The sequence below is a fragment of the Novosphingobium sp. BL-A-41-Hi4B-X5A genome (assembly GCF_055521705.1).
On record NZ_CM145500.1, the window covers coordinates 2,110,175 to 2,127,100 of the forward strand.

The 16,926-nt window shown below is 65.1% G+C and carries 17 protein-coding genes; 5 read left to right on the plus strand and 12 right to left on the minus strand.

Annotated features, from left to right (window positions below; all coding sequences use genetic code 11):
- Window positions 1-71: 71 nt before the first annotated feature.
- From ACZ1JY_RS10205 to ACZ1JY_RS10220, 4 genes are all read right to left on the minus strand, one after another.
- Window positions 72-3,275 (minus strand): efflux RND transporter permease subunit, encoded by a 3,204-nt coding sequence (locus tag ACZ1JY_RS10205; protein WP_465129196.1) that lies wholly within the window; start codon window positions 3,273-3,275, stop codon window positions 72-74.
- Between the two features lie 9 nt (window positions 3,276-3,284).
- Window positions 3,285-4,457, minus strand: a complete 1,173-nt coding sequence (locus tag ACZ1JY_RS10210) for an efflux RND transporter periplasmic adaptor subunit (protein ID WP_118072867.1) — start codon at window positions 4,455-4,457, stop codon at window positions 3,285-3,287.
- 331 nt (window positions 4,458-4,788) lie between these two features.
- Window positions 4,789-5,088 carry a CtrA inhibitor SciP gene (gene sciP / locus ACZ1JY_RS10215; protein WP_118072866.1) on the minus strand — a complete coding sequence of 100 codons (300 nt, stop codon included), beginning with the start codon at window positions 5,086-5,088 and terminating at the stop codon, window positions 4,789-4,791.
- A gap of 1 nt (window position 5,089) precedes the next feature.
- Window positions 5,090-5,428: a hypothetical protein gene (locus ACZ1JY_RS10220; protein ID WP_168904109.1), complete on the minus strand. Its 339-nt coding sequence runs from the start codon at window positions 5,426-5,428 to the stop codon at window positions 5,090-5,092.
- A 141-nt stretch (window positions 5,429-5,569) separates the two neighbouring features.
- Here ACZ1JY_RS10220 and mnmA point away from each other — a divergent pair, with 141 nt between their 5' ends.
- Complete coding sequence (gene mnmA, locus ACZ1JY_RS10225) at window positions 5,570-6,709, plus strand: tRNA 2-thiouridine(34) synthase MnmA (RefSeq protein WP_118074607.1); 1,140 nt, start codon at window positions 5,570-5,572, stop codon at window positions 6,707-6,709.
- Window positions 6,710-6,727: 18 nt separating this feature from the next.
- Here mnmA and ACZ1JY_RS10230 read toward each other — a convergent pair whose 3' ends face one another.
- Window positions 6,728-7,099 carry a hypothetical protein gene (locus ACZ1JY_RS10230; protein WP_168904108.1) on the minus strand — a complete coding sequence of 124 codons (372 nt, stop codon included), beginning with the start codon at window positions 7,097-7,099 and terminating at the stop codon, window positions 6,728-6,730.
- A gap of 32 nt (window positions 7,100-7,131) precedes the next feature.
- On the opposite strand from ACZ1JY_RS10230, the gene ACZ1JY_RS10235 reads away from it, so the two are divergent.
- On the plus strand, window positions 7,132-8,256 hold the full coding sequence (locus tag ACZ1JY_RS10235; RefSeq protein ID WP_465129197.1) for a serine hydrolase domain-containing protein: 1,125 nt from the start codon (window positions 7,132-7,134) through the stop codon (window positions 8,254-8,256).
- A 9-nt stretch (window positions 8,257-8,265) separates the two neighbouring features.
- Here ACZ1JY_RS10235 and ACZ1JY_RS10240 read toward each other — a convergent pair whose 3' ends face one another.
- From ACZ1JY_RS10240 to pdxH, 3 genes are read right to left on the minus strand one after another with little or no spacing between them, the layout of a single operon-like run.
- A complete protein-coding gene (locus tag ACZ1JY_RS10240; protein ID WP_465129198.1) occupies window positions 8,266-9,081 on the minus strand; it encodes a PhzF family phenazine biosynthesis protein in 816 nt (271 codons plus the stop codon).
- A 10-nt stretch (window positions 9,082-9,091) separates the two neighbouring features.
- Complete coding sequence (locus ACZ1JY_RS10245; RefSeq protein ID WP_465129199.1) at window positions 9,092-10,069, minus strand: cation diffusion facilitator family transporter; 978 nt, start codon at window positions 10,067-10,069, stop codon at window positions 9,092-9,094.
- A gap of 11 nt (window positions 10,070-10,080) precedes the next feature.
- Window positions 10,081-10,692 (minus strand): pyridoxamine 5'-phosphate oxidase, encoded by a 612-nt coding sequence (pdxH, locus tag ACZ1JY_RS10250; protein ID WP_465129200.1) that lies wholly within the window; start codon window positions 10,690-10,692, stop codon window positions 10,081-10,083.
- Between the two features lie 221 nt (window positions 10,693-10,913).
- Here pdxH and ACZ1JY_RS10255 point away from each other — a divergent pair, with 221 nt between their 5' ends.
- Genes ACZ1JY_RS10255 through fabI form a run of 3 tightly spaced genes read left to right on the plus strand, consistent with a single transcriptional unit; the run spans window position 10,914 to window position 13,705 of the window.
- On the plus strand, window positions 10,914-11,858 hold the full coding sequence (locus ACZ1JY_RS10255) for a DnaJ C-terminal domain-containing protein (RefSeq protein WP_168904103.1): 945 nt from the start codon (window positions 10,914-10,916) through the stop codon (window positions 11,856-11,858).
- A 48-nt stretch (window positions 11,859-11,906) separates the two neighbouring features.
- Entirely contained in the window at window positions 11,907-12,905 is a 999-nt protein-coding gene (locus ACZ1JY_RS10260; protein ID WP_465129201.1) for a YihY/virulence factor BrkB family protein, read from the plus strand.
- The gene (fabI, locus tag ACZ1JY_RS10265) at window positions 12,902-13,705 is read left to right on the plus strand and encodes an enoyl-ACP reductase FabI (protein WP_168904102.1); all 804 of its coding nucleotides are present in this window, start codon (window positions 12,902-12,904) and stop codon (window positions 13,703-13,705) included. The genes ACZ1JY_RS10260 and fabI overlap by 4 nt, the downstream gene beginning before the upstream one ends.
- Before the next feature lie 89 nt (window positions 13,706-13,794).
- Here the strand turns inward: fabI and ACZ1JY_RS10270 are convergent, their stop codons facing one another.
- From ACZ1JY_RS10270 to ACZ1JY_RS10285, 4 genes are all read right to left on the minus strand, one after another.
- Window positions 13,795-14,367, minus strand: coding sequence for a hypothetical protein (locus ACZ1JY_RS10270; protein ID WP_465129202.1), 573 nt, complete (start codon window positions 14,365-14,367; stop codon window positions 13,795-13,797).
- A gap of 84 nt (window positions 14,368-14,451) precedes the next feature.
- Window positions 14,452-14,961, minus strand: a complete 510-nt coding sequence (locus ACZ1JY_RS10275; RefSeq protein WP_118072860.1) for a demethoxyubiquinone hydroxylase family protein — start codon at window positions 14,959-14,961, stop codon at window positions 14,452-14,454.
- 1 nt (window position 14,962) lies between these two features.
- Entirely contained in the window at window positions 14,963-15,445 is a 483-nt protein-coding gene (locus ACZ1JY_RS10280; protein WP_465129203.1) for a disulfide bond formation protein B, read from the minus strand.
- Between the two features lie 13 nt (window positions 15,446-15,458).
- The gene (locus ACZ1JY_RS10285) at window positions 15,459-16,802 is read right to left on the minus strand and encodes a S41 family peptidase (protein WP_465129204.1); all 1,344 of its coding nucleotides are present in this window, start codon (window positions 16,800-16,802) and stop codon (window positions 15,459-15,461) included.
- Window positions 16,803-16,926: the final 124 nt, after the last annotated feature.

Consider the following 16,926-nt stretch of genomic DNA (forward strand, 5'->3'; position numbering starts at 1 on the left):
CCCTCTTCCGATGCGGACGGGTCCGCTGGAGATCGAAGGCGCGGCTTCGACTGGCTGTGGCAATTCGGCGGTCACTCCGCCGGAAATGCCTCGTGCTGCGGTTCGTTCCGCGTTGCGGGTATGACCGGCTTGGCGGCGTGGGCCGGCTGCGGCGCAGGTTCATGGCCGAGTACCTTGCGGGCAAGCCATGGACCCAGACGCTTTTCGAGGCCATCGGCGAGGCTGAAGCCTGCCGGCACGATCAGCAGCGTCAGGGCCGTGGACAGGGTAAGCCCGCCGATCACCACGATGCCCATCGGCGCACGCCATCCGCCATCGCCGCCGACCGAGACCGCAGTCGGGATCATGCCCGCAACCATGGCCACGGTGGTCATGATGATCGGCTGTGCGCGCTTGTGCCCAGCCTCGGTAATGGCAGCAAGCTTTTCCTGGCCAGTCGCCATCTCCTCGATCGCGAAGTCGATCAGCAGGATCGAGTTCTTCGCCACGATGCCGAACAGCATGAGAATGCCGATGAACACGGGCAGAGAAAGGGCCTGCCCCATCAGCCAGATCGCCAGCAATCCGCCCAGCGGCGCCAGGAACAACGAGCCCATGTTGACCAGCGGCGAGATGAAGCGGTGGTAGAGCAGCACCAGCACCGAGAACACCAGCAGGATGCCCGAGGCGACGGCGATGACGAAGTTGTACATCAGCTCGGCCTGGAACTTGTCTTCGCCCGCCGCCGTGTTGGAAACGCCCTGCGGCAGGTTCTTCATCACCGGCAGCTTCGCGATGGCGTTCATGGCATCGCCCTTGACCACGCCCGGCGGCAAGTCCGCACCAACGAAGACGCGGCGGCTCTGGTTGTAGCGCTGGATCTGCGTTGGCCCCGAACCGAAATCGATCTCGGCCACGCGCGATAGCGGAACCGAGCCACCGGATGCAGTCGGCACCGGCAGATTTTCCAGCGTCGACAAGTCGCGGCGCGAGGCTTCGGGCAGCTTCACGCGGATTGGCACCTGGCGATCGGACAGCGAAAACTTCGCGCTGTTCTGGTCGATTTCGCCCTGCGTCGCGATGCGGATCACCTGGCTCAGGGTCTGCGTCGTCACGCCGAGGCTTGCCGCAAGATCGAGCCTTGGCTTGATGATCACTTCAGGCCGACGCAGATCGGCGCTGATGCGCGGCGCCACGACAAGCGGCAGCGTGCTCATCTGATCGACCAGCGTCTGTGCAGTCTTCTGCAGCAATTCGGGATCCGACCCGGCCAGCATGATGCTGATCGGTCGGCCCGAACCACCACCCGGACCGCTCGGCCCCTGGGCCTGGAAGTTCGCCCGGATGTCGGAGATCGACTGCAGTTGCGGGGTCAGTTCGCGTTCGAAGACCAGGCTCGTCCGCTCACGGTCGGGCCGGAGGTTGACGTAGATGTTACCGCGTCCCTCGCGCACCGAGGCCAGCTGCGATTCCACCTCGGGCTGCTTGGCGAGCAGGGCGACGACCTCGCCCACCTTGCGCTCGGTCTGCTGCAGGGTCGTGCCGGGGACCATCTCGATGGTTACCGTGCTCGAATCGCTGTCGGCGTCGGGGAAGAACTGTGCGGGGATCGACATGAACATGACGATGGTCAGCACGAAGGCACCGGCCCCGATGCCCATCATCCACAACCGGTGGTCGCGCAGGCGCGCGCGGAAGCGGCGGCGCGGATGCTCGGCGCGGTAGGCCCTCGCCTTCGAAGTGTCGAGCGACCAGCCCAGCACCTTCATGTACTTGTCCATCCACGGCCCGGTGCCGTGCTCGGCCTCGCCATGCGCCTGCAGGAAATAGGCCGCGATCATCGGCGTGATCATGCGAGCGACCAGCAGCGAGAACAGGACCGAGATGACCACGGTCAGGCCGAAGTTCTTGAAGAACTGGCCGGATACGCCGGGCATCAGCGCCACGGGGAAGAACACGGCGACAATCGAGAAGGTCGTCGCCACAACGGCGAGACCGATCTCGTCGGCCGCGTCGATTGCCGCCTGATAGGCGGTCTTGCCCATTCGCATGTGTCTGACGATATTCTCGATCTCGACGATCGCGTCATCGACCAGCACGCCCGCGACAAGCCCCAGGGCCAGCAGCGACATCTGGTTGAGCGTGAAGCCCATCAGGTCCAGCACCCAGAACGTGGGAATCGAGGACAGGGGAATGGCCAGCGCCGAGACGATCGTCGCGCGCCAGTCCCGCAGGAACAGGAACACCACGACCACCGCCAGCACAGCGCCCTCGACCATCGCGTTCATCGAGGAACGATACTGATCCTTGGTCTGGATGACCGAGGTGAACAGGAGCTCGAAGTGGATCTTGCCGCCCTGCTCCTGCTTGATCTTCTCCATTTCCTTGAGCGCGCCGTCATAGACCGACACGTCGGATTCGGCGCGGGCACGCGAGAACGAGAAGGTGACGACAGGCTTGCCGTTGAACTTCGCGATCGAGGTCAGTTCGCTGTAGGAATCGCTGACATCGGCAACGTCGGACAGACGCACCGTACGATTGCCGCTGAGATTGATCTCGGTCTGGGACAGTTCATACGCGCTCTTCGCATTGCCAAGGACGCGAACAGACTGGCGCGAACCGGCCACTTCGGTCTTGCCGCCGGCCGCGTTGATGTTGACCTGGCGCAGCGCCGCGTTGACCTGGCTTGCCGTCACACCGAGGCTCGTCATCTTCATCGGATCGAGCGTGACGGCGATCTCGCGATTGACCCCGCCCGAACGGCTGACTTCGGCCATGCCGGGCACGGTCAGCAGGCGCTTGGCGATCGTGTCGTCAATGAACCACGAAAGCTGCTCGATGGTCATGTCGTCGGCCGCGACGGCAAAATAGGCGATCGGGTTGGACGATGTCTCGACCTTGAAGACCTGCGGCTCGAGGATTCCCTCGGGCAGGTCGGAACGGATCTGGTCGACCTTGTTCTTGACCTCGTTGACCGCGGCGTTGATGTCCTGGCCGATCTTGAACTGGACCTGCGTCTGGCTGCTGCCTTCAGAGGCGGTAGAAGTCAGCGTGTCGACACCGGCGATCGACCGCACGGCGGATTCGACACGCTGCGTGATCTGGTTCTCGATTTCCGTCGGCGCAGCGCCGGGCTGGCTGATCTGGACGATGACGACCGGGAATTCGATGTCCGGATTGTCCTGGACCTTCATCTGCATGAACGAGACGAGGCCCGCGAGCGTAAGCCCGAGGAACAGGACGATGGGTACGACCGGGTTGCGGATGCACCAGGCCGAGATGTTCTGGAAGTTCATCGCCAGCCCTTATTTCTGAACGACCGGCCGGACCTTGTCCCCCGGATTGAGGAAGCCGCCGGCCCGCAGCACGATCCGTTCGCTGCCCGAAAGGCCTTCGACCACGGCGATGCCTTTGGCACTGACCTGACCGGTCTTGACCGCGCGGCGGACCGCCTTGTCGTCCTTGTCGATCACGAAGACGTATGAGCCCTTGTCGTCGCTGAGGATGGCCGATTCCGGGAGAAGCGGGGCATTGGTCGTGCCCGACACCAGCGTTGCGGTGGCAAAACCGCCGGGGCGCAGGACCTTGTCGTAGGCAAGGGCAATGCGCGCGATCCCTTCGCGACTGGTCTGGTCGATCGTCGGCGAGAGCTGCCAGACCTGGCCCGAGAACTTGCGGTCTGTGCCAACTGGCGTGACGTCCGCGCTCGCCCCGACGGAAAGACGCGCAAGATCGGACTCCGACAGGCGCGCCTGCATTTCCATCTGCCCATCACGCGCCATGGAGAACAGGACACCCGAACCCGGAGTGACGATCTGGCCCGGTTCGGCCGCGCGTGTCAGCACAAGGCCCGCCGCCGGCGCGACGATGTTCAGGCGCGCGGCGCGGGCTCCGAGTTCGCCAAGGCTCGCCCGTGCCACGCGCACCCGCGCATTGGCTGCGTCGCGGGTGGCAGTGAGCCGGTCGATGTCCGCCTTCGAGATGAAGCCGCGCTCCACCAGCTTCAGCGCACGATCGAGGTTGGCCTGCGCGAGGCGGGCATCGGCGGCGGCCACTTCGACGTTTGCGGCCTGGCTCGCGATCTGCTGGCCCTGGACCGACCGGTCGATCACGGCAAGGACCTGGCCTGCACGGACCCAGTCGCCCGCATCCACCAGCACCTGGACGATCTGCCCGCCTTCTCCGGCGACCCCGACCGGCATCTCGCGCCGCGCGGCAATCGTGCCGCTGGCCGTGATGGTTCCGGCGATGGTGGTGGTGCCGGGCACCACGACGGTCACGACCTGCGCCTGCGATTCCTGCGCATCAGCGGCGGCATTGCCATCGCCCCGGTGCATCAGGAACCACACCCCGGCCAGGACCGCCACAACAACCGCGCCGATGATCCAGAGCCGTCGGGACGACCGCTGACCGTCACCCTCTCCGTCAAACATGGGCGAGGCTGCGTTGTCGGCGTTGATCGTCGTTTCGTAGTTCATGTTCGTCAATGCCTTCGTCCCGTAGCGGGGCGAGGGCAGGCCCCTTGGAATTCGAGTAGGTGTGTTACATTCATAACGCACTTGCCGCAAGCATGCGGCACCGCCGTATGGCAGGTCATTGCACTGCAATAGCTACCCTTCCGACGAGGCGCAATTCCGTCTCGACGAAGGACTTATGCCGAAATGGACACCGTGTCTTTCTTGCACCTGTAACTTTTTGTAACCGGTCGGCGACCTTTGCAGTGCAGGCAAACAACGGAACAGATGCCCAAAAGAACAACGGCCGCCTCCCGAAGGAAGCGGCCGCCGCGGATGGAGCTGGTGCTTGCGATCAATACTTGAGCTGTCGCTCGTAGAGATCGCGATAATGCTGGATACGGGTCACGCGCAGGCCCTGCATGCCCGAGCGGTCGACCGCGCGCTGCCACGATGCAAACTCCTCGAGCGTGAGGTTGTAGCGCTCGCAGACCTCGTCGATAGTCAGGAGCCCGCCGTTCACGGCCGCGACGACTTCCGCCTTGCGACGAACGACCCAGCGCGTGGTGTTGGCAGGCGGCAGACTATCGATCGTCAGGGGCTCCCCGAGCGGGCCGATGACTTGTGCCGGACGGATTTTCTGGTTCTCGATCATGTCAATCTCGTGCTTCGGCGCGGCCCTGCCGCGTCACGGTCATATCGGCGGCGAATGTGCCCAAATCGGCTTTGCTATTCGCTGAAGAGGTTGGGTTAACGACTCGTTCATGCGCCGGATTGCCCTGCACGTTCGACGCAATGAATGCAGCAGTGAGCCGGTGAAAGCTGCCACCGCGTTCGGCATCGCCGTGCTCTCCGTCGGCACCCAGCGATCGACGCAAATCCTGCGTTGCGGCAATGCGGGCGCACAGCCCGTGCCACGACAGCGGACGCAATCCGGTCCCGGCCGCCAAAGCCGTGTCGCCGCCGAAAAACGCCGCGTGATCGTTCAAACTCATATCCATCGCCGTGCTTCTAGGCGCGAGATGGCTAAGGTCCGGTAAAGGGCCCGTTTAGCTGTTGTTTATTTTGTGGCAGTCCAATGCCGCGCCGTGCGGCACGCTTTGCGCTGCGGCGCCAAACCGACTATGGCGCGCACCATGCTCGATACGGCAACACTTCCCGATCTTTTCGACCTGCCGCAACCGCTCAAGGCGCGGCGCATCGTTGTCGCCATGTCGGGCGGCGTCGACAGCTCGGTCGTCGCGGGAATCGCTGCAGCAAGCGGGGCCGAAGTGATCGGCGTAACCCTGCAACTTTACGATTATGGCGCGGCAACCGGACGCAAGGGTGCCTGCTGCGCCGGTGATGACATCCGCGATGCGCGCGCCGTGGCAGACCGCCTGGGTATCGCGCACTATGTCTTCGATCACGAATCGAGCTTCCGCGAGGAAGTGGTCGAACGCTTTGCCGACGATTATCTCAACGGTCGGACTCCGATTCCCTGCGTCCGCTGCAACATGGGGCCGAAGTTTACCGATCTGCTGGCAATGGCGCGCGAACTTGGCGCAGATTGCCTTGCCACCGGCCACTACGTGCGCCGCGTGGTCGGTGCTGACGGCCCCGAACTCCACCGCGCGTTCGATCCCGCGCGCGACCAGTCCTACTTTCTCTATGGCACGACCGAGGCCCAGCTCGATTTCCTGCGCTTTCCTCTAGGCGGATTGCCCAAGACCGAGACGCGGCGCATTGCCGAGGACATGGGCCTCGTCGTCGCCGCCAAGCCCGACAGCCAGGACATCTGCTTCGTGCCCGATGGCGACTACGCCAGAATCGTCCGTTCGGTACGCCCCGAGGGCGATGCGCCGGGCGAGATCGTCCATGCCGCCACTGGCGAAGTGCTCGGGCACCATCGCGGCATCATTCACTATACCGTCGGCCAGCGACGCGGCCTCGAGATCGGCGGGCAGCCCGAACCGCTCTACGTGATCGGCCTCGACGCACCGCAGCGCCGCGTGCTGGTGGGACCGCGCCCGATGCTGGCCGTCAGCCGCGCGACGATCACGGAAACCAACCGCATCGGCCCGCTCCCGGCAGGCCCGCTGACGGCAAAGGTGCGCTCGCTGGCCAAGCCCGTCCCCGTCGAACTCGATGGCCCGTTCGGCGAAGGCGCCACTGCAACGATTCGCTTCCTGCAGCCCGAATACGGCGTCGCCCCGGGGCAGGCCGCAGTGCTCTATGCGGGCGAGCGGGTGATCGGCGGCGGCTGGATCGATTCGACCAAGCGTTGGGACGCCTGAACCTTCAGTTCTTGCGCCCTATTTCTTCCAGGGCTCGAGCATGCAGCCCGGCCCCTTGCGATAGGTTGCGGTCTGGCTGAACACGAGGGCGAAGCGCGCTGTCACGCTCTTGGCCTCGGCGTCCTCGCTCAGGGACACCAGTTCCATCCCCGGCTCGAAGTCCTTGCGGCAATCCGACAGTTCGCGTCCGCCGACAAAGCGGCACGAACACGCGACGCGCGCGCCATAGCTGGCTCCTGTCGTCGCATAGCCGTGAATTGCCGGCCAGAACGTCGCAAGCACCGCAAGCAGCAGAGCCAGTGCAATCAGCAGCGCGCGCCAGCGCCAGCTGCGCTTGGGCGCGATCGTCAGTGACGGAGCTGTGGGGGAACTGTGGTTGCCGGTTGCCATGACTGCCGATTCTGGTCGAAAGGACTGGCCCGATGGCCCGCCGCTCGCTCTCCCTTATCCTGACCCTCGCGCTGCTGCCAGCCGTGGCTGCCTGTTCGCGGGGGACGAATGAGGCCGATGGGCCGCCGCCCGTCTCGGAAGAGGCACTGAAGGCAGTGGTCAAGGAGCCGGGCACCAGCCGTGAGAAGCTCGCCCGCGCCGTCGATGCCCTGTTCGCTCCCGAGATGGGCGAGACGCGCGCCGTCATCGTGATGAAGAACGGTCGTATCGTCGCTGAGCGTTATGCCGAGGGCTATCACGAGAACACCCGCTTCGTCAGCTGGTCGATGGCCAAGTCGGTCACTGGCGTGATGATCGGGATGCTGGTGTCCGACGGGCGCCTGCGGCTCGACGAGACCGCGCCGGTTCCGGCGTGGCAGCGCCCCGGCGACCCGCGCGGCGAGATCACGCTGCGCCAGCTGCTGCAGATGCGCTCGGGCCTGCGCCATTCCGAGGCGATCGATCCGGTCTACGAATCCGATGAAGTGCGCATGCTGTTCCTTGACGGGCGTGACGACATGGCGCGCTATGCCGAGGACCAGCCGCTTGAAGCAGAGCCGGGCCGCAAGTTCGAGTACTCCTCGGCGACCAGTGTGATCCTTGCCGATCTCGCGGCGCGCGTGCTCTCGCCTGCGCCGAACCCCGAGAATCGCCGCCAGGCCGTGGCCGACTACCTGCGTACCCGCTTGTTCGAACCGGCCGGCATGAAATCGATGCTGCCCGAGTTCGACGCCTCGGGCACGCTGATCGGCGGTTCGCTGATCCACGGCACCGCGCGTGACTGGGCGAAGTTCGGCGAGTTCCTGCGCAACAAGGGCTCGGTCAAGGGCGCGCAGATCATCCCGCGGCAGTGGATCGAGTTCATGGTCACGCCCTCCCCGCGCGAAGCGCAGTACGGCGCGCAGATCTGGCTCAACCGAACCCCGACGAACGGCGATTCCTCGCTGTTTCCCGAACGCGGCCCGAAGGACCTGTTCGCCTGCATCGGTCATCTCGGCCAGTACGTGATGGTCAGCCCGAGCCGGGGCCTCACCGTGGTCCGCCTCGGCAAGACGCAGGACGACAAGCTGGCCCCGCTGGTCGACGGCCTGGCAGACTTGGTGGCGCTCTACCGTTAGGCCATTGGCTTACGGGAGGCGGAAGAGGCCTTCCACAACCGTCACGCAATCCCCGCCCAGCAGCACGCGATCACCTTCCAGCCGGCAGACGAAGTCCGCGCCGCGTGCCGAGGCCTGATACGCAGAGAACGTCATGCGGCCGAGCTTGGCGACCCAATATGGCGTCAGCGCCGCGTGGGCCGACCCGGTGGCCGCGTCCTCGTCAATCCCGCCGCCCGGCACGAACACGCGGCTGACGATATCCGCGCCGGAGGGATGCCCCGCGCCCGGCGCGGTCGCGATGAACTGGACGTCGCCGAACCGGAGGAGCGCCTTGAAATCGGGAGCGAGTGCAAGGACTTCGTCGGGCGTGGCGTAATGGAAGATGTTGTAGCCTTCGGTCTGCCAGACCTCGCTCGGCTGCCCCGGCCCGAGCAGGGGCACGGCCTCATCGAAGGTGCCCGGAACGGTGGGCACGGCCGGGAGCGAAAGCCCATAGCGATCGCCATCGCGCGCAACTTCGAGCACGCCGGCCTTGCGCGTCGAGAAAGTGACGCGGCCGCGCATCGGGTCCTGCGCCAGCACCACGTGCCCAGATGCCAGCGTGGCGTGTCCGCACATCGCGACTTCGACCGCAGGGGTAAACCAGCGCAGTTCGAAATCGGCCGCGCCGGTGTGATCGGGCACCAGAAACGCGGTCTCCGCGAACATGTTCTCGGCACCGATCGCCTGCAGCGTCGCGTCGTCCGGCCAGGCCTCGAGCATCATCACCGCCGCCTGATTGCCACCCAGCGCGCGGGCGGTGAAGGCATCGACGTGGAAGTAGGGGACTTTCGAATCGGTCACGCGGCTGTCCTCAAGTATTGGGCGCACCCTGGGCGAGGATGGCCGGGCTGGTACCGTCGGGACCTGGGCTGAGCAGGTTCTCCGCGCCCATCATGTCCTCGTCGACCAGCCCTTCGGGATCGGGGTGGATGAGGATCTCGACGCCGGGGAACTCCGCCATCAGTTTGTCCTCGATCTCGTCCATAACACGATGCGCCTCGGTCACGGTCATGCGTCCGTCGACCCAGACGTGGAACTGGACGAAATCGCGGTTGCCGCTGGTGCGGGTGCGCAAGTCATGCAGGCCCTTGAGTTCCGGATGCGCCGCGACGACTTCGAGAAAGCGCTCGCGCTTTTCGAGCGGCCATTCGTGGTCCATCAGCTGATCGACGGCTTCCTGCGATGCGCCCCACGCGCCCCAGGCCAGCCACAGCGCGATGCCGAACGCGAACACCGCATCCGCGCCCTTGATGCCCACGTAAGTGTCGAGCACCAGTGCGGCGATGACCGCGAGGTTGAGGAACAGGTCGGACTTGTAGTGGACGTTGTCGGTGCTGATGGCCAGGCTGCCGGTCTGCCGGATGACGTGGCGCTGGTAGGCCAGCAGTGCCAGCGTGGCGCCGAGCGCGATGGTCGAGACGACGACACCCGATTCGGCCTCGGCCACTTGCGCCTGCCCGAGGAACTGGCCGACCGCGCGGAAGGCAAGGCCGATGGCCGAGATCGAGATCAGCACGACCTGGAACATCGCCGCCAGCGCCTCGGCCTTGCCGTGCCCGAAGCGGTGGTTGTGGTCATCGGGCTGCGAGGCGACCCACACGCCGAGCAAGGTCGCAAGGCTTGCCACGAGGTCGAGCGCGGTATCCGCGAGCGAGCCGAGCATGGCGGTCGACCCGGTGGACAGGACCGCCCACGCTTTCATGCCGACCAGCAGCACCGCCACCGAAATGCTGGCAAGCGCCGCCTTGCGATTGAGGTCGGCGTGGGTGTCGGTGCGGGTCATGTCCATGTTTCAGGCCCTTAAGGGTAAAGCAGGGTGCTGGTCCAGCCGCCTGCGCCGTCGCCAACGAAGCGGCGGCGTTCGTGGAGGCGGTAGTCGCGATCCTGCCAGAACTCGATTGCCGAAGGGGTCACGCGGTAACCGGACCAGTGCGCCGGGCGCGGCACATTGCCATCGGGGTACTGCTGCCGCAGCGCATCGACCCGGTCGAGGTAGACCTGCCGGTCGGGGAGCGGGCGCGACTGGTCGGACGCTGCCGAGCCGAGCCGGGATTCGGGATGCCGGCTGGCGAAGTAGGCGTCGGCCTCCGCGGCCGTGACTTCGGCAATCGTGCCTTCGATGCGGATCTGGCGGCGCAGCGACTTCCAGTGGAACAGCAGCGCGACGTTGGGATTTGCCGCCAGTTCCCCGCCCTTGCGGCTGTGGAAGTTGGTGTAGAACACGAAGCCGTCCGGGCCGTGGCCCTTGAGCAGCACCATCCGCACCGAGGGGCGGCCATCGGGTGTGGAGGTGGCCAGCGCCATCGCATTGGGGTCGTTGGGCTCGTTGGCCTGGGCCTGCGCGAACCACGATTCGAAGATCGCGATGGGATCGGCGTGGGGGATCGCGTCGGAATTCTGTTCAGGTTGCACTGGAATTTCCTGAAAGGGGTTTACGGGGTTTACACAGTCCAGAGAAAACTCTCCGGCGGGGTTTTCTGAACGGCCGGGCTCCCTGCCTCGATGGGCAGTCTGGCTTGGCGGGAGCGGTTTTCCATGACCGGGATCAATTGCATGGGACCGGCCTACTCTTCTGCTGCGATGTAGGAAAGCCAACCTTGCGGGCAGGCCGCGCGCGCCCTAGCTAGAGAGCCATGGCCGATCCGTATTCCACCCTGGGTGTTCCCCGCAGCGCAAGCGAGAAGGACATCAAGTCTGCCTATCGCAAGCTGGCCAAGGAACTGCACCCGGACACCAACAAGGACAACCCCAAGGCAACGGAGCGCTTTTCCGAAGTGACCCGCGCCTATGACCTGCTGTCCGACAAGGACAAGCGGGCCAAGTTCGACCGTGGCGAAATCGACGCCGATGGCAACCCGACTGGCCCGTTCGGCGGCGGCTTCGGTGGCGGCGGCGGCTTCGGCGGGCATCAGGGCGGTTTCCGCCACGATGGCGGTTTCGAAGGCGGCTTCGGCGGGGGCCCCGACATCGGCGACATCTTCGAGGGGCTGTTCGGCGGGCGCGGCGGCATGGGTGGTATGGGAGGCATGGGAGGCGGCGCGCGCCGTGGCCCTCCCCCTAAGGGCGCCAATGTGAACTACCGCCTGCAGGTATCGTTCATCGACGCGGCAACGCGCGCGAACCAGCGCATCACCTTGTCTGACGGCAAGACGATCGATCTCAAGCTGCCTGCGGGGCTGGAAAGCGGCCAACAGATGCGGCTGGCCGGCAAGGGCGAGCCCGGCCCCGGCGGCAATGGCGATGCCATCGTCACGCTCGAGATCGGCAGCCACCCGTTCTACGAGCGCGACGGCGACAACATCCGGCTCGACCTGCCGATCAGCCTGGCCGAGGCGCTGAACGGGGCCAAGGTGAAGGTGCCGACTGTCGACGGCGCGGTCATGCTCACGGTTGCGCCGGGCAGTTCGAGCGGGCGCACGCTGCGCCTCAAGGGCAAGGGCTTTACCCGCAAGGACGGCACGCGCGGTGACCAGCTGGTGACGCTGCAGATCGATCTTCCGGCAGATGACGGGGACCTGAAAGCGCGTCTCGAGGGTTGGGCGGACATGCGCAACCTTCGTGACAAGCTTGGTGTCTAAGTGAACGCCCCCGGCCAGACCCCGCCGGGGCCCCGCCCACTTGTCGACATGCCGGATCTTTCGCCCGAAGCCCGGCGGCGCGAAGCACTGCGCTGGCGTTCGGGCCTTGCCGAGGCCCGCGAGAAGCTTGGCCCCGGCAGCAAGGCCTGGGAAGTGATCAAGCGCGTCTGGGTCGGCGTCTTCAACGACGGCTCGATCCATGCCGGCAATCTTGCCTACATGATCGTGATTGCGCTGTTCCCGTTCTTCATCACAGGGGCCGCGCTGTTCTCGTTCATCGGCGAGGCGAGCCAGCGCGCCGCCGCAATCGATACAGTGCTGATCGCCTTGCCTCCGGTCGTTGCGACGACGATCGAGCCCGTTGCCAGAAGCGTGATCGAGGCGCGGACCGGATGGCTGCTGTGGATCGGCGGAATCTTCGGCCTGTGGACGGTCGGCAGTCTGGTCGAGACGATCCGCGACATCTTGCGCCGCGCCTATGGCACGCGCTGGGAGCACGCCTTCTGGCGATACCGGCTGGCATCGACCGGAATCACGCTGGCGTCGGTTGTGCTGATTCTTCTCGCCATTTTCGCCCAGGTCGTGATCGGTGCGGCGCAGGAGGTGATCGAGGCGTGGCTGCCGCAATTTGCCGATCTGCTTGGCAGCCTTGCCCTGTCGCGCTTCATTCCGGCTGCGGTTCTTTATGGCGCGCTGTGGCTGCTGTTCATTTCGCTGACGCCCGGCGCCTATCGCGGGCGCGGCTATCCGAAGTGGCCGGGGGCGCTGTTCGTGACGGTCTGGTGGATCGTGGTGACGACGCTGCTGCCCACCGCCTTGCGGACGTTCTTTTCCTACGATCTGACCTATGGAAGTCTTGCCGGGGTGATGATCGCCCTTTTCTTTTTCTGGCTTGTGGGCTTAGGGATGGTTGTGGGGGCCGAACTCAACGCCGCACTTGCCGAAACGCCGGAAGAGCGCGACATGCTGGGCCAGGCTGACAATCGCGCACGCGCATCGCGCACAAGCGCCGGGAACGAGACAAGAAGCGAGAACACTGACGCATGACCGGACTTATGCAAGGCAAGCGCGGCCTGATCATGGGCCTCGCCAACGACAAGTCGCTCGCCTGGGGCATTGCCAAGCTGCTTCACGAACATGGCGCTGAACTGGCCTTTTCCTATCAGGGCGAGGCGCTGGAAAAGCGCGTGCGACCGCTGGCAGCGAGCCTTGGCAGCGATTTCCTGATCGAATGCGACGTGTCCGACATGGCCGCGCTCGACCAGACGTTCGAGACGCTGAAAGCCAAGTGGCCGACGATCGACTTCATCGTCCACGCCATCGGCTATTCGGACAAGACCCAGCTGCGCGGAAAGTTCTACGACACCACGCTCGACAATTTCCTGATGACCATGAACATCTCCGCCTACAGCCTGGTGGCGGTGACCAAGCGGGCCATGGAGATGATGCCGAACGGCGGTTCGATCCTGACGCTGACCTATTACGGCGCGGAGAAGGTCGTGCCGCACTACAACGTGATGGGCGTGGCCAAGGCGGCGCTGGAAACCAGCGTGAAGTACCTTGCCAACGACTGCGGGCCTTCGGGCGTGCGCGTGAATGCGATTTCGGCAGGACCGATCAAGACGCTGGCCGCCAGCGGCATCGGCGACTTCCGCTACATCCTCAAGTGGAACGAGCTGAACAGCCCGCTGCGCCGCAACGTGACGATCGAGGACGTGGGCGGTGCGGGCCTCTACCTGCTTTCGGACCTGTCATCGGGCGTGACCGGCGAGACGCATCATGTCGATGCCGGGTATCACACTGTCGGCATGAAGCAGGAAGACGCGCCGGATATCGCGCTGGGGTGATTTCGTTGGCGGGGTGATTTTACCGGCTATCGCCGGTGCCCACCCCCAACCCCTCCCGCCTGCGGGAGGGAAGACCGCACAGTCGATCTTCAGGGCTGCGCGGGTGCGGGGGTAGCCGGAGCCTGTTCCCCGGCTTGCTCCCGTTCGCGCTTCAGCCTTGCTTCGTATTCCTTCTCGATCTGCTCGACCCGCGCCTGTTCAGCTGCGGCATCGGCATCGATCGTCTCGAGACGCTTGGCGCGTTCTTCCTCGATCAGCTTGCCGAACTGGACGTCGGTGCTGTTCTTCTTCTCGGCATAGGCACGATCGATCAGGCGGGAAAGGCAGCCGGTGGCGCCGCCAGCGCCCACGGCCGAGCAGGAATTGGTGCCGAAGTTGCCGACCGTCTCATAAGCGCGGACCTTCTGGCTCCAGGCCTGATTGACAAGGGCATTGGGATTGTCGCGCAGCGGCTTGGGAATGCGGAAGCGCTCTTCCTCTTCCTTGCGCGCGCAGACGGTGATCGTGCTGCCTTCGGACTTGGGGCAGGGATCGTCGCCATAGACGATCAGCTGGTTGACCTTCTCGCCCGAGGGATCGACCAGCGGCTGGTCCGCTTGCGCAAGGGCCGGAGCGGCAAAGGCGCTGGACAGCAGCAGGGCGGCAGGGATCAGGCGCTTCATCATCGGTCTCCGGTCAGGCTTGCCCCGATATAGGGCGCGCTGCCTGTGAATGGTAGATGAAGGAGTGCAGTTCCCTGCGCTGGATCAAATCCGCTTGGAAAGTGCAATGGCGGCGCGGCAGCCGAGGCGGATGGCGTGGAACAGCACTGGGTAGGCGGGCGCCTTCTCGGCACCTGCCGCCAGCGCGGCATCGCGATGCTCGCGCTCATCATCGCGGAATTCGCGGATCATCGCGGCGAGTTCGGGGTCTTCGTCGCCCAGTTCATCGAGCTGTTCGGTGTAGTGCCGGTCAATCTCGGTCTCGATCGCGGCGGTGCAGGCCATCGCCGCTTCGGGGCCGATCAGGGCGGTGGCCGCGCCAAGGGCAAAGCCTGCTGCCGACCATACCGGCTGGAGTGCGGTGGGCCTCACGCCGCGTTTGGCGATCAGGGCGTCGAACTTTTCGCGGTGTCCGGCTTCCTGCTCGGCCATTGCGGCGATTTCTGCCGAATGCGGTGCGCGGTTGCCCATCACGGCAAGCTGGCCTGCGTAGATCCGCGTCGCGCCGAATTCGCCGGCCTGATCGACGCGCAGCATTTCGGCGAATTTGGTCATCTCACGCTCCCTTGCGGCCTTTGCCGAGCAGCGCAAACACGAGGATCGCGCCTGCTGTCGAGATCAGGAAATTGAACCCGGCGAGGCTGATTCCGAAGAGGTCCCAAGGGGCATGGTCACAGCGCACGACCGGGGCATTCATGATCGCGTCCAAGGGATTGCCGCCACCCGCGACCGTGGAACAGGCGGTGACGCCTTCCCACCAGCCATATTCGACACCGGCATGAAACCCGCCGATCAGGCCGGAAATGCCGATGGCGGTGGCGGCGAGCGTCACTGCCAGATCGCCGGAGCCCTTGCCCTTCATCGTCAGCGCCAGAACCGCCAACACGATCGCGGCGATATGCGGATAGCGCTGCCACCAGCACATCTGGCAGGGATAAAGCCCGAACACGTATTGCGAGATCAGCGCCCCGCCCATCAGCGCGGCGGGGACGATCAGGGCAAGCGCATAGGCGGCGTTGCGGGACTGCTGCGAAGTCATGGGCAGCGCCTTATTAGCGCTTCATCTTCGCTGCAAGCGCGGCGCGCGGCTGGGTCCGGTTCAGGGTCTGCACGGCGTAGTACAGCTGGAAATCCTTGATGTCCTTCGCCTTCAATTCTTCCGGCGTCATCTTGAAGCGCGGGTCCTCGATCTTGTCCTTCTCGAGGTCCTTGTCCTCGAGCTTGATCTCGTTGATCAGGTGGCCGCGCAGGTCGCTCTCGCGGTAGGAGCGCAGCTGGCGCTTGCGCAGGTCGGGGTCGGAGATCTGCGGCACGGTGATATCGGGATCGATGCCGCCTTCCTGCACGCTGCGGCCCGAAGGCGTGTAATAGCGCGCGGTGGTGAGCTTGACCGCGGTATCGCGGGTCAGAGGGATCAGCGTCTGCACGCTGCCCTTGCCGAAGCTGCGCTGGCCCATGACCACGGCGCGGTGCTGGTCCTGCAGGGCACCCGCCACGATCTCCGACGCCGAGGCCGAACCTTCGTCGATCAGCACGATCATCGGAATGCCCTTGGCGATATCGCCCTTGGTGTCGATCTCTGCCGGGTAGACCTCAGTATCGCGGGCATAGCGGCCGCGCTGCGAGACGATCGTGCCCTTGTCGAGGAACAGGTCCGACAGGGCAACGGCTTCGTCAAGCAAGCCGCCGGGGTTGCCGCGCAGGTCGAGCACGAGGCCGGTGACCTTGCCGCCGGACTTCGCCTTGGCATCGTTCCACGCGCGCTGGACCGAAGCGCCGACGTCGGCGCTGAAGCTGGAGACCGAAATGACGGCGACATTGCCCTTCATTTCGAGCTCGACGGGCTTCAATTCGATGATCTTGCGCGTGATGGTGACATCGAACGGTTCGTCGCGGCCGGGGCGGAAGACGCTGAGCTTTATCTGCGTGCCGGGGACGCCACGCATCTGATCGACCGCCTCGTCAAGCGAGCCACCGTAGATCAGCTTGCCATCGAGGTGGGTGATGAAGTCGCCCGCCTTGATGCCGGCGAGGTCTGCCGGGCTGCCCTTGGTCGGCGCGATGACCTTGACCGCGCCGTCGTCCATGGTGACCGACAGGCCCAGCCCGCCATAGGAGCCTTCGGTCTGCGTGCGCAGGTTCTCGAAATCGCGGGCGTCGAGATAGGCGCTGTGCGGATCGAGCGTGGCGAGCATGCCGTCGATCGCGCCCTTGAGCAGCTTGTCGTCGTCGACCGGCTCGACATAGCTGGACTTGATCCGTTCGTAGACGGCCATGAGCTTGCCAAACTCGGGGCCGGACTTGGCATCGACGGCGGCAAGGCCGGTGGTCGCAACCGGAATCAGCGCTACGGCGGTAACGAGCGCAGTGGCGCGCAGCAGGGGGGCGAACTTCATGTGCCCGGGGGCCTTTCGCGAAGAGGCAATCATTGCAGCGGTTCTATAACCGGCTCTGAATTAACACCAGATGAGGTTTTGGGACAGGGCGAGCCCGCTTCGTCGACAAACTGCAGATGGCGTC

What these genes read in the sequence shown, in the direction of transcription:
- ACZ1JY_RS10255 (WP_168904103.1), top strand. Translation starts at nt 10,914, where the DNA reads ATGGCCGATCCGTATTCCACCCTGGGTGTTCCCCGCAGCGCAAGCGAG.
- ACZ1JY_RS10205 (WP_465129196.1), bottom strand. Translation starts at nt 3,275, where the DNA reads ATGAACTTCCAGAACATCTCGGCCTGGTGCATCCGCAACCCGGTCGTA.
- fabI (WP_168904102.1), top strand. Translation starts at nt 12,902, where the DNA reads ATGACCGGACTTATGCAAGGCAAGCGCGGCCTGATCATGGGCCTCGCC.
- ACZ1JY_RS10275 (WP_118072860.1), bottom strand. Translation starts at nt 14,961, where the DNA reads ATGACCAAATTCGCCGAAATGCTGCGCGTCGATCAGGCCGGCGAATTC.
- ACZ1JY_RS10260 (WP_465129201.1), top strand. Translation starts at nt 11,907, where the DNA reads ATGCCGGATCTTTCGCCCGAAGCCCGGCGGCGCGAAGCACTGCGCTGG.
- sciP (WP_118072866.1), bottom strand. Translation starts at nt 5,088, where the DNA reads ATGATCGAGAACCAGAAAATCCGTCCGGCACAAGTCATCGGCCCGCTC.
- mnmA (WP_118074607.1), top strand. Translation starts at nt 5,570, where the DNA reads ATGCTCGATACGGCAACACTTCCCGATCTTTTCGACCTGCCGCAACCG.
- ACZ1JY_RS10245 (WP_465129199.1), bottom strand. Translation starts at nt 10,069, where the DNA reads ATGGACATGACCCGCACCGACACCCACGCCGACCTCAATCGCAAGGCG.
- ACZ1JY_RS10230 (WP_168904108.1), bottom strand. Translation starts at nt 7,099, where the DNA reads ATGGCAACCGGCAACCACAGTTCCCCCACAGCTCCGTCACTGACGATC.
- ACZ1JY_RS10220 (WP_168904109.1), bottom strand. Translation starts at nt 5,428, where the DNA reads ATGAGTTTGAACGATCACGCGGCGTTTTTCGGCGGCGACACGGCTTTG.
- ACZ1JY_RS10285 (WP_465129204.1), bottom strand. Translation starts at nt 16,802, where the DNA reads ATGAAGTTCGCCCCCCTGCTGCGCGCCACTGCGCTCGTTACCGCCGTA.
- ACZ1JY_RS10235 (WP_465129197.1), top strand. Translation starts at nt 7,132, where the DNA reads ATGGCCCGCCGCTCGCTCTCCCTTATCCTGACCCTCGCGCTGCTGCCA.
- ACZ1JY_RS10280 (WP_465129203.1), bottom strand. Translation starts at nt 15,445, where the DNA reads ATGACTTCGCAGCAGTCCCGCAACGCCGCCTATGCGCTTGCCCTGATC.
- ACZ1JY_RS10210 (WP_118072867.1), bottom strand. Translation starts at nt 4,457, where the DNA reads ATGAACTACGAAACGACGATCAACGCCGACAACGCAGCCTCGCCCATG.
- ACZ1JY_RS10270 (WP_465129202.1), bottom strand. Translation starts at nt 14,367, where the DNA reads ATGAAGCGCCTGATCCCTGCCGCCCTGCTGCTGTCCAGCGCCTTTGCC.